Genomic DNA, 15377 nt, shown 5'->3' on the forward strand with positions numbered 1-15377 from the left:
GAACCAAGTAGTACGAGGAAGCGACCGAACGAGCAGCAGAGCTTGTTTCAAACAAGTGAGCAGCGCAGTGACGAAGCTGACGAAGTAATACGCCGGTTATAATGACACGACATTAGGTCAAGCTACAAAGGGCGCATGGTGAATGCCTTGGCATCAAGAGCCGAAGAAGGACGTGACAAGCTGCGATAAGCTTTGGGTAGGCGCAAATAGCCTGTGATCCAAAGATCTCCGAATGAGGAAACTCACGTAGGTAACCCTACGTATCCTATAGTGAATACATAGCTATAGGAGGGTAAACCTAGGGAACTGAAACATCTAAGTACCTAGAGGAAGAGAAAGAAAAATCGATTCCGTCAGTAGCGGCGAGCGAAATCGGAAGAGCCCAAACCAAAGATTTATCTTTGGGGTTGCGGACAGAACATAACATTGGTGGCTATTGTAATTGAAGATATCTGGAAAGATACACCGTAGAAGGTAATAGTCCTGTAAGTGAAACAAGAAGACCATAGTTCTGCTCCAGAGTACCACGAGACACGTGAAACCTTGTGGGAAGCAGGGAGGACCACCTCCCAAGGCTAAATACTACTTGATGACCGATAGTGAAGAAGTACCGTGAGGGAAAGGTGAAAAGAACCCCGGGAGGGGAGTGAAATAGAACCTGAAACCGTGTGCCTACAACCGATCATAGCACCATATGTGTGTGATGATGTGCTTTTTGTAGAACGAGCCAACGAGTTACGGTATGTAGCGAGGTTAAGTACTTAAGGTACGGAGCCGAAGGGAAACCGAGTCTGAATAGGGCGACTAGTTGCATGCCGTAGACCCGAAACCGGGTGACCTATCCATGGCCAGGTTGAAGCGAAGGTAAAACTTCGTGGAGGACCGAACCACGTTGGTGTTGAAAAACCATGGGATGAGCTGTGGATAGCGGAGAAATTCCAATCGAACTCGGAGATAGCTGGTTCTCCCCGAAATAGCTTTAGGGCTAGCGTCGGATATGACTAATGGAGGTAGAGCACTGAATGGGCTAGGGGGCATATCGCTTACCGAACCTTATCAAACTCCGAATGCCATATAGTATTAGTCCGGCAGTCAGACTGCGAATGATAAGATCCGTAGTCAAAAGGGAAACAGCCCAGATCGTCAGCTAAGGTCCCAAAGTATAAGTTAAGTGGAAAAGGATGTGGGATTTCTAAGACAACTAGGATGTTGGCTTAGAAGCAGCCACTCATTAAAAGAGTGCGTAATAGCTCACTAGTCGAGAGATCCTGCGCCGAAGATGTTCGGGGCTCAAACTTATCACCGAAGCTACGGCTAGCAGATTTATCTGCTGGGGTAGGGGAGCGTCGTAATCGGGCTGAAGTCGTACCGTAAGGAGCGGTGGACTGATTACGAGTGAGTATGTTGGCATCAGTAGCGAGAACTAGGTGAGAATCCTAGTGGCCGAAAACCTAAGGTTTCCTCAGGAAGGCTCGTCCGCTGAGGGTTAGTCGGGACCTAAGCCGAGGCCGAAAGGCGTAGGTGATGGACAATCGGTTGATATTCCGATACTACTGCAAATCGTTATTACCGATGGAGTGACGCAGGAAGATAGAGTGTGCTAGCTATTGGATGCTAGTCTAAGCACTTAGGTATACAGGTAGGCAAATCCGCCTGTATTAGCTGAGGTGTGATGGGGAAGGCCTTTTAGGCTGAAGTACTTGATTCTACGCTGCCAAGAAAAGCTTCTAGGGAGAAATGTAGTACCCGTACCGCAAACCGACACAGGTAGGTGAGGAGAGAATCCTAAGGCCGGCGGAAGAATTACAGTTAAGGAACTCGGCAAATTGACCCCGTAACTTCGGGAGAAGGGGTGCCTACGAGAGTAGGTCGCAGAGAATAGGCCCAAGCAACTGTTTAGCAAAAACACAGGTCTCTGCTAAAGCGAAAGCTGATGTATAGGGGCTGACGCCTGCCCGGTGCTGGAAGGTTAAGGGGAATCGTTAGCGGTAACGCGAAGCGGTGAACTTAAGCCCCAGTAAACGGCGGCCGTAACTATAACGGTCCTAAGGTAGCGAAATTCCTTGTCAGGTAAGTTCTGACCCGCACGAATGGCGTAATGACTTGGGCACTGTCTCAACTGTAAATCCGGCGAAGTTGTAGTGCAAGTGAAGATGCTTGCTACCCGCGATTGGACGGAAAGACCCCGTAGAGCTTTACTGTAGCTTAGCATTGAGTTTCGGTATTGTCTGTACAGGATAGGTGGGAGACTTGGAAGCATCCTCGTTAGGGGATGTGGAGTCGTCCTTGGGATACCACCCTGACAGTACTGGGATTCTAACCGGGCACCATGAAGCTGGTGACGGGACATTGTTAGGTGGGCAGTTTGACTGGGGCGGTCGCCTCCAAAAAAGTAACGGAGGCGCCCAAAGGTTCCCTCAGAACGGTCGGAAATCGTTCGTAGAGTGCAAAGGCAGAAGGGAGCCTGACTGCGACACCCACAAGTGGAGCAGGGACGAAAGTCGGGCTTAGTGATCCGGTGGTACCTCGTGGGAGGGCCATCGCTCAACGGATAAAAGCTACCTCGGGGATAACAGGCTGATCTCCCCCAAGAGTCCACATCGACGGGGAGGTTTGGCACCTCGATGTCGGCTCGTCGCATCCTGGGGCTGAAGTAGGTCCCAAGGGTTGGGCTGTTCGCCCATTAAAGCGGCACGCGAGCTGGGTTCAGAACGTCGTGAGACAGTTCGGTCCCTATCCGTCGCGGGCGTAGGAAATTTGAGAGGAGCTGTCCTTAGTACGAGAGGACCGGGATGGACTGACCTCTGGTGCACCAGTTGTTCCGCCAGGAGCATAGCTGGGTAGCTACGTCGGGAAGGGATAAACGCTGAAAGCATCTAAGCGTGAAGCCCACCTCAAGATTAGATTTCCCATAGCGTAAGCTAGTAAGACCCCTCGAAGAACACGAGGTTGATAGGTCGGAGGTGTAAGCATGGTAACATGTTCAGCTGACCGATACTAATAGGTCGAGGGCTTGACCAATACAAGTTATTACAAAGTAAACTTAAGTGCAATTTTGAAAGAATAATCTTTCAAAGATCTAGTAATGATGCGTCTAAGGGTTACACCCGTACCCATACCGAACACGAAGGTTAAGACTTAGACGGCTGATGGTACTGCATGGGCGACTGTGTGGGAGAGTAGGTGGTTGCTAGGTAATCAGTATCTTACGATACATAAAAGACTTCACAAATGTGAAGTCTTTTTTATTGCATAAAAAATTATAAAATTTACAAACTGGCTACGCAATGTAAAGATTTTAAGCTAAAGTAGCAAACATATTTAAATTGGTTACTAAAGTAAAAGATAAAGACATTTAAACTAAAACTATTTTTAAAATTCTACTGTATTCTGATGTAGATACTTAAAAATAGTTTTAAGATGTTAACTAATACGAAGTTATAAAGTATAACAGTAAAAAATAAAACTTACCAGCCTTAGTAGAGTGAAAAAGGGCCCACTTCTATAGGTAGAGGGATTATAGAAGTGGTGTTTAATTTCGGTTCTTAAGATAACTCAAAGAATTTTTTATACACTTAAGAACCAATTAAAATAAAATATATAATTCTTGGGAGTACATAACCGTAGATCGTATATAAGAGTTAGAATAAAAGCATTATTTTATAAAAGCTTTTTATACTACTGTGATGATACGATCCTCATAGATATATACGGAAAAGATTTTATGTTTAAAGGGGTCAGATTGATAATATTTTAAAAACTATAAAAGTATAGTGAATTTTAAGCTTGAGAAATTATTATAGTAAATACAAAATAATATTTTTTATGAAAATTAAGGATATATACCCATGATTTATGCATTGAAAAGGGAGTAAATCAAGGTATATACTGTAAAAAAGTTTGCAGTTGCACACATTATGGAAAATATATATTGGTACTTCCATAAATTTTGCAGTAAATCTAACTAAAGAGGAATTGTATTACAAGTTTAAGGGGGAAGTTTTGATGGGATTTTTTACGAAGACTAGAGATATAGGAATAGATTTGGGAACATCAAATACACTATTATACGTAAAAGGAAAAGGTATTTTATTAGTTGAGCCTTCAGTGGTAGCTATAAATAAAAAAAGTAGACAAGTGTTAGCAGTGGGGGTAGATGCTAAAAACATGATAGGAAGAACCCCAGAAGGTATAGAAGCTGTTCGACCGTTAAAGGACGGTACAATTGCGGATTTTGATTTGACTCAAAAAATGCTGAAAAAGTTTATTGAAAAAGTTAATGATAAAAGAGCTCTTAAAAGTTCTAGAATCACTATTTCTCATCCTTCAGGAGTTACTGAAGTAGAAAAGAGAGCTATCAATGAGGCAATAAGCCAGGTTGGAGCTCGTAAAATTATGTTAGTGGAAGAAGCAGTAGCTGCAGCTATAGGATCTGGACTTCCTGTAGATGAACCAATTGGAAGCATGATTATTGACATAGGTGCTGGAACTACTGAGGTGGCAGTTGTATCACTTCAAGGGATTGTTACAAGTAAAACCCTAAGAGTTGCAGGAGATGAACTAGATGAGACAATTATTGATTATGTAAAGAGAGAATTCAATCTGATGATAGGAGAAAGAACTGCAGAAAATATTAAGATTGAGTTAGGCTGTGTATATGCAAGAAGTGGTGAAGAAGAAAAGAGTATGGAAGTAAGAGGAAGAGATCTGGTAACAGGTCTGCCAAAATCTATTATAGTTGCAGATAGCCAAATACGAGAAGCCCTGAAAAATCCGATTAATTTGATAATTGATGCAATTAAAGCTGCTATTGAAGAAACTCCGCCAGAGCTTGCCGCAGATATAATGGACAATGGTATAATGCTTTCAGGTGGTGGGGCTCTTTTAAAAGGGTTAAGTGAATTAATACAAAGTGAAACACATATACATGTACATATTGCAGAAAACCCACTTGAATGTGTAGTTCGTGGTGCGGGAAAATGCTTAGACATGATAGACAAGATTTAATCTAAGTAATGATTTATTTGTTGAATTGCTTTTTTTGAAGATAGTAGTCTAAATTTTTAAATATAGTATTATGGATATGGAATAGATAGTGTAATATAAGCACTAATTCCATATCTTTTTTTATATACTATAATAATTAAACAGAGATTACTAAGTTAGTGTAGTTGGTAGAATATACTTATATCATATGAGAATATATGTTTGTATAATAGAAGTATAGATTATGTGAAGGAGTGTAGGGTTTTGAGAGTACAAGAGATAAAGTTGGATAATAACCAAAGAAGGTATTTACTGGTTGATGATAAAGGGTTGCCAATAATACCAGTAGCAAAATATTTGAAGTATATAGATAATAGCGAAAAGAGCTTTAATACTCAAAAGACCTACTGCTACTCCTTAAAACTATATTTTGAATACTTACAAGAAATAAATGTGGATTACAGAAATGTTAATTTAAATATACTATCTGATTTTGTGGGTTGGCTTAGAAACCCATATGAGAGTAATAAGGTGTTTAATATAAAACCAACTAAAGCAAAGAGAACTGAAAAAACAGTTAATTTAACAATAACAGTTGTTACTAACTTTTATGATTATTTATATAGGACAGAAGAAATAAACAATGATATGGTTGATAAACTTATGAAACAAGTATTTACAGGCGGTCATACACACTTTAAAGACTTCTTATACCATGTAAATAAAGACAAGCCTTCAAGTAAGAATATATTAAAAATTAAAGAACCAAGGCGTAAAATTAAAGTTCTTACAAAAGAAGAAATGCAAAAGGTCTACAATGCTACAACTAATATCAGAGATGAATTTTTAATAAAATTGTTGTTTGAAACTGGACTCCGAATCGGCGAAGCCTTATCTTTGTTTATAGAGGATATTATAGTTGACCATAGTAAAGGTCATAGGATTAAGTTAGTTGATAGAGGGGAACTTCCTAATGGAGCGAGATTGAAAACAGGAGAAAGAGAGATACATATATCACAAGAGTTAATAGACTTGTTTGATGACTATGCTTACGATATTTTAGATGAATTAGAGATAGATACCAACTTTGTATTTGTAAAACTAAGAGGTGAAAATAAAGGTCAGCCTTTAGAATATTCAGATGTTAGTGACTTATTTAAAAGACTTAAAAAGAAAACTGGTATAGACGTTCATGCTCATCTTTTAAGACATACTCATGCAACCATATATTATCAAGCCACAAAGGATATAAAGCAAGTACAAGAGCGTTTAGGACACTCACAGATACAAACTACTATGAATATGTATTTACACCCTTCTGATGAAGATATAAGGGCAAATTGGGAAATAGCGCAACCATCATTTCAAATAAGTAAGGGAGATACTAATGACTAATAATATAGTGAACATTTTTACACATGATACAACAATTGAGCCTAAAGATAAAATAACTGAAACCCTATCTAAATATACTGAAAAAACAGTTAATAAAGATAAATCAATAACATATACAGAAATATCAACAACCTATTTTTTAGAAAATGATAAATGGCATATAGATTTCTTTAGTGAGGTAGGACAATTTAAGAAACAAGTTGAAAGCTATAAGTATTCAAACAAGAATATCTCTTTCCCATTTAATAATAAGAATGTAAATAAGGAAATGAAGTTTATAGTATATAATAAGCTATTCTCTGATGAGTGGGGATTACAACCAAGCTTATTAAGTCAAAATCAATTTATAAAACGATTATCACAATTTATAAATGATAAGTATCCTAATATAAATTCATTCAAAGAATTAGATTTAGAAAAATCAAACATTCAATGGTTAGATTGGTTAAATAGTAAAAATATAAAAACTATCTCGACCTCAAAGTCGCTTGATAAGAATTATAAATGCAAAACCCCTACTGCTAATTTTTTAGAAGTTATAATAACTTACTTTATTACTTTAACTGATGAACGAGAAGAATGGGGAAAAGATAAATGGGACGTTAGAAATTTACAACAATATGGAATAACTTATGTACAATCAAGTAAATTATATTATATAAACTTTGGCAAAATAAAAAATTTAAAAATAAAAGAAGAAGTAAAAAAATATATAAATCAAAGATTAATAATTAACAATAAGTTTTCTTGGAACACAGCACTAAATTATTTAAAAGTAATACCACATTTTATTAATTATATATGTACATTAGAACCTAATTGGAATGACTTAAAAGGTTTAGAAAGACGACATATACTGCAATATATAGAATGGTTAAATATTTATGCTAAAGAAAATTTAACTAAGAAAAATGCTAACCCTAAGCTATACATATCATGGTCATTGCACGTACTTCAAAAGTTTTTATTAGATATTCAAATAAGAGAATACGGTATTGCTCCAATAAAAAATATTAGAACCTTAATATTTCCAGAAGACAAACCTAAAGTATCTAAAAAATCAAATGACCAAATAGATTATGTCCCAGATTTTGTATTGGAACAACTGTTTGATAATATAAATAACCTTCATAAAGAAGTTATTCCAGTAGTTTATATCATGTTTAAAACTGGACTTAGGATATCAGATGTTTTAGGTTTAAAACAAGACTGTTTAGTCAAACTAAATAATAAGTTTTGGATTGAAGCAGATATTGAAAAGACTTATGTAGAAGGTCATAGAATACCTATTGATGATGAACTTGCTAATATGTTAGCAGTATTGGTTGATACTGCCAGAAAATATAGTAATGAAGATAATAACCCAGAAAATTATATATTTGTTCGATACAAAGGTTCTCGAAAAGGCAAGCCTTATAGTCAAGAATGGATTCGAGACAATCTTAATTTATTAGCAATGGATTGCAATATAACTGATGAAATTGGAAGTAGATATCACTTTAAAAATCACTCTTTTAGACATACTTATGCTATAAAAATGCTGAATGGTGGTGCTGATATACTAACAGTTCAGGAATTACTGGCTCACGCTTCGCCTGAAATGACTATGAGATATGCTAAGTTGCTTGATGATACTAAAAGAAAAGTGTTTGATAAAGCAGTTAATCAAGGAATATTTAGTTTTGATGAAGGTGATAAATTAAGAGAAGAAAATGATGGTGAAATACCATCTGACATTATAGATATGCTATATACAAACCACAAGTTAAATGCCCTTGACACGCCTTATGGGACTTGTATGCAAAGAAAAAACGGCAAATGTAGCTTTGCAAAACAACCACCTTGCTTAACTTGTAATAACGGAAATCCTTGCAAAGATTTATGTGTTGGGGCATTTGAAGGAGATACTACTAAGTATGAGATACTAATAAACTCTACTAAAACAATGATTGAAAATGCCAAAATATATAACAGAACTGAAATGGTAAGTGAAAATGAAGAATTGCTTCAATTGTATGAAGATATTTACTCTAAAATATCACAAGGAAGTATGATTTACAGTAGATTAGATAAGTTAAAAAAGACGGTGGACTAAGTGAGCAAATATAACCGTTTAGAGCATTTAAAGGAGTTGCATGGCAAACGTAAGGCTCTAACTCAAGAAAAGGTTGATAAAGCAATTCAAAGGCTTATAAAAGCTCGAAAAACTATTAACTTTAATAGTGTTGCAAGTGAAAGTGGAGTTACTAAAAAAACACTATACGATAATAAAGAGATTAGAGAACGTATAGAAAATCTTAGACATCAGCAATCGCAAGTGCCTACTCCATCACAAGTTAAAAGAGAAATGGATGATAATAATAAGGACGCTATTATAGCAAGCTTGAAAAGAAAAATCAAAAGACTCGAAGAAGAAAACAAAGAACTTAAAGAGCAGCTTAAAATTAACTACGCAGATATTTACAATCAATTATAATATTATGAAATTTATGGTATAATAAAGCGAATAATCACATCGTAATTGTAAAAATGGCGAAGGATAACAGAGACAACAAAAAAACTGATGTACACATTTAAGTTTGGCATAAAAGAGTCAACAAATTATATTAAAGGAGTGCTCCTTATGAAAACAAAATATATGGGAAAAATTTCTCTGTTTTTATTTCTCTTTGGATTTATTGGATTAGTTATCTCTGCAATTTGGGGAAACCCAGTTGGAAAGACTATGGCAACAATGAATATTAACAACTTTGTCAAAGAGAATACTAACGGGATGGAGCTCAAATTAGGTAACTTGCATTATAACCTTGAAAATTCAGGATATGACGTATCCATGCTTGATAAAAATACTGGAACCATGTATCTTGCTACAGTCGATGAGCTGGGTGTAAAATATCAAGACATGCTGCCCAATTACGTATATCCAAAGCGTATAATCAGATACCCTTCGTCAGTATTCTTTATTTCTGTTGGGATAATAGGGATATTTATAGGATTACTATGCTATTTTAACAGTACATTATTGAGAATGAGAAAATCAAGATTTAGGTAGAAGGCTTTATCATCGATAGTTCTTATTATTCTTAGATTACGAAAAAAGTCCAACAAATAAACTTGTTGGACTTTATAACATAACATAATACACATGTATATTATGTTATAAATATTATTTTTTATAAGTTTTTATAAAGTTACTCTTGATAAAAATTTAGACTACTATCTTTACTATCTATGAAAGTATAAAGTTTTTGAATTACCTAAACCTGCATATTTCAATGGATTTAAAAGGTCTTTATTGATATATAGTAAAAAATGAATCTTACTTGCTTGCCAAATTTTTTGTATATACATTCGGAAAAATAGATGCGCAAAAAAAGCTTACTTCAGAGATTTTTTATGTAAAAAATAATAACAGCATATAGTTAAATTAAATTATTCTTATAGAGTTATGAAAAAGTAAGCTTGGACAAAATTGCCATTGATGCAGTAAATATGATAAAATACTCACGGGGATGCACTAATTTATTAAAAGTTTGTGGGGGGATTAATATAAAGAAGTTATATAAAAATATTTTGTTAGTGGTTTTACTGCTTTGTATTTCGGTATCATTTTACTTTATTCAAATTTTTATATTTCATGACCAAAGAGACACTGGATTTTACCTATTACAAGATTTGGCCTTTGTACCACTGCAGGTTATTATTGTTACGGTATTGATTGACCAGATTGTTAAAACTAAAGAAAAACAGAACAACCTTAAAAAGATAAGTGTGGTAATAGGTGCATTTTTCACTGAAACAGGAGTAAAAGCCATAAGCAATATGGCATGTTTTAATTCGAATTTTAAGGAAATTAGTGAAAAGCTTAGGATTGGAAATGGATGGTCAGATAAGGATTTTCAAAAAATAGTAAAAGACTTCAAAGAGACTGAGATTATAATTGATAGTAAATCAGGAGATTTAAATGAACTAAAAGAGTTTATATTCAGTAATAAGCAAAACATACTTTCTATGTTTGAGAATCAAACTCTTCTAGAGCATAATTCCTTTACTGATATGCTGTGGGCCTTATATCATATCTACGATGAACTTTCGTACAGAGAAGATCTTAATAATATTCCTAATGAAGATTTAGTGCATCTGTCAGGAGATATTAAAAGATGTTATAAGCAGATGATAGTTGAGTGGATATACTATATGAGTCACTTAAAAAGAGAATACCCATTCTTATATTCTTTGGCTGTTAGGAAGAATCCATTTACAAAACAAGTAGTATTGAATAAAAACTAAAGTATACAGGCAGTCCAAACTTCAGTTTAAAGTGGACTGCCTGTTTTAAATGGTGAAAGCATAAATTTATTAGTATTATATTAAATTATATTAAGACATCTTCCTTAATTAGCTCATAGTCAATGCTAGACTGAAATACTCCAAGTTGATTTTTAAAGGAATTAATTCTCGTAGCAATCCTTTTAAATCCCAGCTTTTCGTACACATGCTGAGCTCTTGTATTATTAATATTTGTATCTAGAATAATTTTTTCAACCTTTAAATCATCAAATAAATATACTATTAGCATTTTTAAAGCTTTAGTGCCATAGCCTTTTTCTTGATAAGTAAAGTCACATATTTTAATTCCTATTTCTGCAACCTTATCTTTTATAGCATAGTTCATTTCACCAACACATTTATTATCAATCTCAATTATTAGCCTTCTTGCAGAGTCAGTTTCATTTCTTATGCTATCCATTAATTTATCTGAATCCGTATAAATACCGTTTGGAAATCCTGCATGAGCCATTACCTCACCGTCGGCCCACCATTTACAAAGTGTTTGTACATCTGATATAGTTGCATGTCTTATTATTATCTCTTTACTACTTAAATACATTAAAATATTCCTCCAATTAATTTTCGGAGGGCTAGAGTATAGTTCCCCTCCTGATTATATATACCATAGTTGAACTGTTAAACTTCATATGAAATCACTCCTTTGAAATTAATTATAAAACAGCAAATCTTAAGGATTAGAGAGTACCTAATTTGCTTGCTTTGTAAGTGTTTATTAAGTTATTATATAACAAATGATTGTGCAACTTCAAATATTTTACATATAAATTAAGGTTATCTTAAGTAGAATATTATATTTTGAAATAGCGCAATATCTTTGTTAAGTAAATTATATAATGAACAATATAGCATATGAAAATGGAATGCTATATTGGAAGGAGAGATATAATATGAGAAAAGCATTTATATTTGGAATAGCTTCTTCGCTATTTTTTGCATCTGCTTTTATATTTAATCAGCAAATGAGTGTTTCAGGTGGGAGCTGGGTTTGGAGTTCTTCTCTCAGATATATTTTTATGCTGCCAATGCTTACGCTGATAATGCTTGTGCAAAATCAACTGACTCCTGTGATAAAAGATATATCAAGAAGACCTGGCAAGTGGATGTTATGGAGTACGATAGGGTTCGGTGTGTTTTATGCTCCTTTAACTTTTGCGTCAGAGTATGGTGCTTCATGGCTTGTAGCGGGAACATGGCAAATTACAATAATTGCAGGTGCACTTTTGACTCCGATGTTTTATAAAAAAGTACAAACTGAAGATGGGGTTATCAAAGTAAGAAACAAGATTCCTAGAAAATCCTTGATAATGTCTTCTATAATTTTAATAGGTATATTTTTAATGCAGTTTCAACATGCAAAAAGTATATCGGTATCAAAGGCTTTAATTGGAACTATACCTGTAATCATAGGTGCCTTTGCTTACCCACTTGGAAATCGAAAGATGATAGAAGTTAGCAATAATCAGTTCAGTACTCTTCAAAGAATATTTGGTATGACACTGTGTAGTATGCCATTTTGGATAGTCCTCGCAACATGTGGCTTGTTTAATGTTGGTTTTCCAAGTGAAGGACAAGTTGTTCAATCCTTAATAGTAGCAGTGTTTTCGGGAATTATAGCAACAACATTATTTTTCAAGGCAACTGATATGGTAAGTGAGAATCCACATAAATTAGCAGTTGTAGAATCAACTCAATCTGGAGAAGTAATATTTACCCTATTAGGAGGTATATTTTTATTTCACGATAAAATACCAACAACTACTGATTTGATAGGAATAGCTTTAGTAGTTATTGGTATGATTTTGAATAGCCTTGTTGAATCATAGACATGTAGGTAAATTAAATCTAATTATAACTGCCATCTTGATTGATAAAATTATTAGTAATATCATTATCTTGTGAATCTTTAAATATTGTTACTGGATATATAACGTTGGTGTAAGTATATAAAAAGTATTCTTGTTTTGATATGTCTTGTGTAATCCAATGAGCTTTATCAGTTTTTTCAACACTTAAATTGCTAGCTTGAAGGTTTTTGTTATATCCATAAAATACAAGGAATTTGTCATCTGTAGATCCATCAATAAAATGACAGGTAACTCCATTAAGTGAAGTGCTATTTCCCTGAGCTGCTCCATAAGTTGGTTTGTAAAAAAGTCCGTTGAATTTTTCTTCAAAACATTGCAGATAAAGTTCATCCTTTTTATTTTGCGATGTACTGAAAATAATCTTATACTTTTTCCCATTGTATTGATATTCAGTATCTACTCTTGTTGTCATTGCTTTCCCATATGACTTCTCAATATATGACTTAGCATTTGTGTGCCATACTAGTTTACTGTTAAAATAAGATATAACCGCAATTATAAGGATTAAAAAAGCCAAAAATAAAACTTTTTGTGCTTTTTTTATTTTTTTTAAAATATCCATTATCGGTGTATTCTCCTTTATAAGTTTTTGATTTCTAAATTTATCACTATATAATCGCATTCTTGAAGACTTTCATAAACAAGTTACACGCCTTTATAATCATAGATATAATTTATGCAACAAGCTGAAGCCTATTTTTTCTCTAGCATATAATAGTCATCATATATCATGAATTTACGGCCTAGTGGGTAATATCCCTGATTTGTTAATGCTAAAATTCTTTCACTGGCAGCTGGAATGGCTTTTGTAAGAATTGCTTTAACATCAAAAGCATCAAAAAAGTTATTGTTTGCAATCTGTAATATATCGCTAATTATTGGTTCAGTTTCATAGTGGCTTTGTAAATCTATTCGCAAAAGACCATAATGATTAAATTCATCGTCTGCAATTCTATGAAACATTTCAATAGTTCCAAGCTTTTCATTAGTATCATTTAAAATTATTGTCCATCTTATAAAATACTTGTGAATATATGAAAAGTTCCAAAATTCAATTGCTTGTCTCATTCTTTCCTTAGTTGTATAGTGAAAATTATCCCCATTACAATTATCAGAATTAAAGAAAGGTACTGCTTTTTCGTCAGAATAGCAGTTTAATAAACCTTCTGTATCTTCTAATTTTGTTTGCCTTAGTGAAATAAAACTACCTTTATATATTGGACAATTGGTGTATATATTTTGTAATGTCATAAAAATTTACTCCTTTTACGTATTTGCTTAAGCTTTTAAAGCAAGTCTATATTTTTAGTCAATTATTTTAGAATGTTAATGTGTTTTCTCAATTTGCTTTATAGCATTAATAATCCTTTATTTATATATTTTTTGTAAATATAATTTCTAAAGGCTCATTTTCTAGTAATAAGCTTCCTGCATCTTTATAGCCTAGTTTTCTATAAAAATGCTGAGCTAGTTCATTTGATAAAGTAGAGGTCATAACTAATTCATAGCCTTTAGCTTTCATTTCAACTTCCCAAAAACGAACTAAAGCTGTTCCAAACCCTTTACCTCTATAGGCTTCATCAATATAAAGCATATTCATAAAGGGAGTGTTGTCCCAAAAGTAATTGAATCTTAACCATCCAAGTATTTTATTTTCTTTATCTTTTACTAACAAAATCTCCTTAGATTTAATTTTCATCTCTATTAGTTCATTAGAAACATGTTTATCATTGACAATAATATATTGAATTTCTGCCTCATTTGCATAGTCTATATTAATCATTTATTATCACATCCTTTATAAAAATATTCTGGGCTAATGGTTTTTATATAGATATATTAGTTCCGAACAAATTGTATTAATTAAATAATTATCAATAAAAGTTGAAATAATTATTAGTACACTTTTTAATAATGAAACGGAATATATATAATATTGGATAAGTTATTATGAAGTAAGTGGTATTTTACGCAGAAGAAATAAACTAATTTATTTCTTCATAAGAAGTTCTTCTTCATAATTCATAGAACTATATAAACTTTTTAACTTCTCAACAACTTTATTATCTACAGGTGTGTAACATAACTCAGTGGTTTCAGTACCGCTATTTTTGTATACATAGATTTGATTTTTAGAAAAAACTATTGAGCGTATAGAATTGTTAGATTGCTCTTCGTTGTCCATAAAGCCAATAATAAAATCAGCTTTTTTCTCCTTCTGATTCACTGATACACAATCTATTGTTTTTAGGTATTCAGCTATTTTGGTTATATCATCTGACCTAATAACCATTTTACTTCTACCTGATTCTTTTTGAGCACTGGTGATTGTCATGTTATCAAATTCTACTCTTTTAGTTGAGCTAACTTGGATGTCGCTAAATGGTTTTAAAGTTTCTTTATTTATAGGTTTAGAACATCCAGTAACTAATAACATAGCTAAAGAAAAAAGAACAAAAATAAAAGATTTTAAGTTCAAAATATCATCCCCATTTTTTTTATTAACAAATATTTTACAATAATTCTAAATCATTTCCATAAAGGCTTCAAGTATATTCCAGTTACAAATTATACAAAGTCATACCAGTTAACACTAAAAGCAATCTTCAAAACTCATCTATGTTTTAAAGTTTCGACAGTCTAATAGTAAGCCGTTAAAAAAACTCATTTTTTCCAGTGAGAGAATATATAAATTTTAAGTTTAATAACTAAAATAATATAAACGGACATAAAATTTTTTCTATTGAGTTCCTGACGCAACTATTAAGTTATGCATGT

The 15377-nt window shown here is 33.5% G+C and carries 12 protein-coding genes and 2 rRNA genes; 9 read left to right on the forward strand and 5 right to left on the reverse strand.

What is annotated here, in order from left to right:
- Positions 1-115 precede the first annotated feature (115 nt).
- The 8 genes from bsdtw1_RS06975 to bsdtw1_RS07010 all read left to right on the forward strand — a co-directional run bounded on the left by bsdtw1_RS06975 (position 116) and on the right by bsdtw1_RS07010 (position 10671).
- Positions 116-3021, forward strand: a 23S ribosomal RNA gene (locus tag bsdtw1_RS06975).
- Positions 3022-3078: 57 nt separating this feature from the next.
- Positions 3079-3196 (forward strand): 5S ribosomal RNA (gene rrf / locus bsdtw1_RS06980).
- An 809-nt stretch (positions 3197-4005) separates the two neighbouring features.
- On the forward strand, positions 4006-5007 hold the full coding sequence (locus tag bsdtw1_RS06985; protein ID WP_183276877.1) for a rod shape-determining protein: 1002 nt from the start codon (positions 4006-4008) through the stop codon (positions 5005-5007).
- Positions 5008-5250: 243 nt separating this feature from the next.
- Positions 5251-6381: a tyrosine-type recombinase/integrase gene (locus bsdtw1_RS06990; protein ID WP_183276878.1), complete on the forward strand. Its 1131-nt coding sequence runs from the start codon at positions 5251-5253 to the stop codon at positions 6379-6381.
- Positions 6374-8476 carry a tyrosine-type recombinase/integrase gene (locus bsdtw1_RS06995; RefSeq protein ID WP_183276879.1) on the forward strand — a complete coding sequence of 701 codons (2103 nt, stop codon included), beginning with the start codon at positions 6374-6376 and terminating at the stop codon, positions 8474-8476. The genes bsdtw1_RS06990 and bsdtw1_RS06995 overlap by 8 nt, the downstream gene beginning before the upstream one ends.
- Complete coding sequence (locus tag bsdtw1_RS07000) at positions 8477-8857, forward strand: DUF6262 family protein (RefSeq protein WP_183276880.1); 381 nt, start codon at positions 8477-8479, stop codon at positions 8855-8857.
- Between the two features lie 147 nt (positions 8858-9004).
- Positions 9005-9433, forward strand: coding sequence for a YfjL-like protein (locus bsdtw1_RS07005; protein ID WP_183276881.1), 429 nt, complete (start codon positions 9005-9007; stop codon positions 9431-9433).
- A gap of 410 nt (positions 9434-9843) precedes the next feature.
- Positions 9844-10671, forward strand: coding sequence for an MJ1433 family protein (locus bsdtw1_RS07010; protein ID WP_183276882.1), 828 nt, complete (start codon positions 9844-9846; stop codon positions 10669-10671).
- An 85-nt stretch (positions 10672-10756) separates the two neighbouring features.
- Here the strand turns inward: bsdtw1_RS07010 and bsdtw1_RS07015 are convergent, their stop codons facing one another.
- Positions 10757-11272, reverse strand: coding sequence for a GNAT family N-acetyltransferase (locus bsdtw1_RS07015; RefSeq protein WP_183276883.1), 516 nt, complete (start codon positions 11270-11272; stop codon positions 10757-10759).
- A 349-nt stretch (positions 11273-11621) separates the two neighbouring features.
- Here bsdtw1_RS07015 and bsdtw1_RS07020 point away from each other — a divergent pair, with 349 nt between their 5' ends.
- The gene (locus bsdtw1_RS07020) at positions 11622-12557 is read left to right on the forward strand and encodes a DMT family transporter (protein ID WP_183276884.1); all 936 of its coding nucleotides are present in this window, start codon (positions 11622-11624) and stop codon (positions 12555-12557) included.
- A 19-nt stretch (positions 12558-12576) separates the two neighbouring features.
- On the opposite strand, the gene bsdtw1_RS07025 is transcribed toward bsdtw1_RS07020, so the two are convergent.
- From bsdtw1_RS07025 to bsdtw1_RS07040, 4 genes are all read right to left on the reverse strand, one after another.
- Positions 12577-13161 carry a hypothetical protein gene (locus bsdtw1_RS07025; protein ID WP_183276885.1) on the reverse strand — a complete coding sequence of 195 codons (585 nt, stop codon included), beginning with the start codon at positions 13159-13161 and terminating at the stop codon, positions 12577-12579.
- 131 nt (positions 13162-13292) lie between these two features.
- On the reverse strand, positions 13293-13850 hold the full coding sequence (locus bsdtw1_RS07030; protein WP_183276886.1) for a GNAT family N-acetyltransferase: 558 nt from the start codon (positions 13848-13850) through the stop codon (positions 13293-13295).
- 121 nt (positions 13851-13971) lie between these two features.
- On the reverse strand, positions 13972-14382 hold the full coding sequence (locus bsdtw1_RS07035) for a GNAT family N-acetyltransferase (RefSeq protein WP_244638118.1): 411 nt from the start codon (positions 14380-14382) through the stop codon (positions 13972-13974).
- A 207-nt stretch (positions 14383-14589) separates the two neighbouring features.
- A complete protein-coding gene (locus tag bsdtw1_RS07040; protein WP_183276887.1) occupies positions 14590-15078 on the reverse strand; it encodes a hypothetical protein in 489 nt (162 codons plus the stop codon).
- Positions 15079-15377 lie beyond the last annotated feature (299 nt).

It is taken from the genome of Clostridium fungisolvens, from assembly GCF_014193895.1.
Classification (GTDB): Bacteria; Bacillota; Clostridia; order Clostridiales; family Clostridiaceae; genus Clostridium_AR; species Clostridium_AR fungisolvens.

What these genes read in the sequence shown, in the direction of transcription:
- bsdtw1_RS06985 (WP_183276877.1), top strand. Translation starts at nt 4,006, where the DNA reads ATGGGATTTTTTACGAAGACTAGAGATATAGGAATAGATTTGGGAACA.
- bsdtw1_RS06995 (WP_183276879.1), top strand. Translation starts at nt 6,374, where the DNA reads ATGACTAATAATATAGTGAACATTTTTACACATGATACAACAATTGAG.
- bsdtw1_RS07005 (WP_183276881.1), top strand. Translation starts at nt 9,005, where the DNA reads ATGAAAACAAAATATATGGGAAAAATTTCTCTGTTTTTATTTCTCTTT.
- bsdtw1_RS07015 (WP_183276883.1), bottom strand. Translation starts at nt 11,272, where the DNA reads ATGTATTTAAGTAGTAAAGAGATAATAATAAGACATGCAACTATATCA.
- bsdtw1_RS07020 (WP_183276884.1), top strand. Translation starts at nt 11,622, where the DNA reads ATGAGAAAAGCATTTATATTTGGAATAGCTTCTTCGCTATTTTTTGCA.
- bsdtw1_RS07025 (WP_183276885.1), bottom strand. Translation starts at nt 13,161, where the DNA reads ATGGATATTTTAAAAAAAATAAAAAAAGCACAAAAAGTTTTATTTTTG.
- bsdtw1_RS07030 (WP_183276886.1), bottom strand. Translation starts at nt 13,850, where the DNA reads ATGACATTACAAAATATATACACCAATTGTCCAATATATAAAGGTAGT.
- bsdtw1_RS07035 (WP_244638118.1), bottom strand. Translation starts at nt 14,382, where the DNA reads ATGATTAATATAGACTATGCAAATGAGGCAGAAATTCAATATATTATT.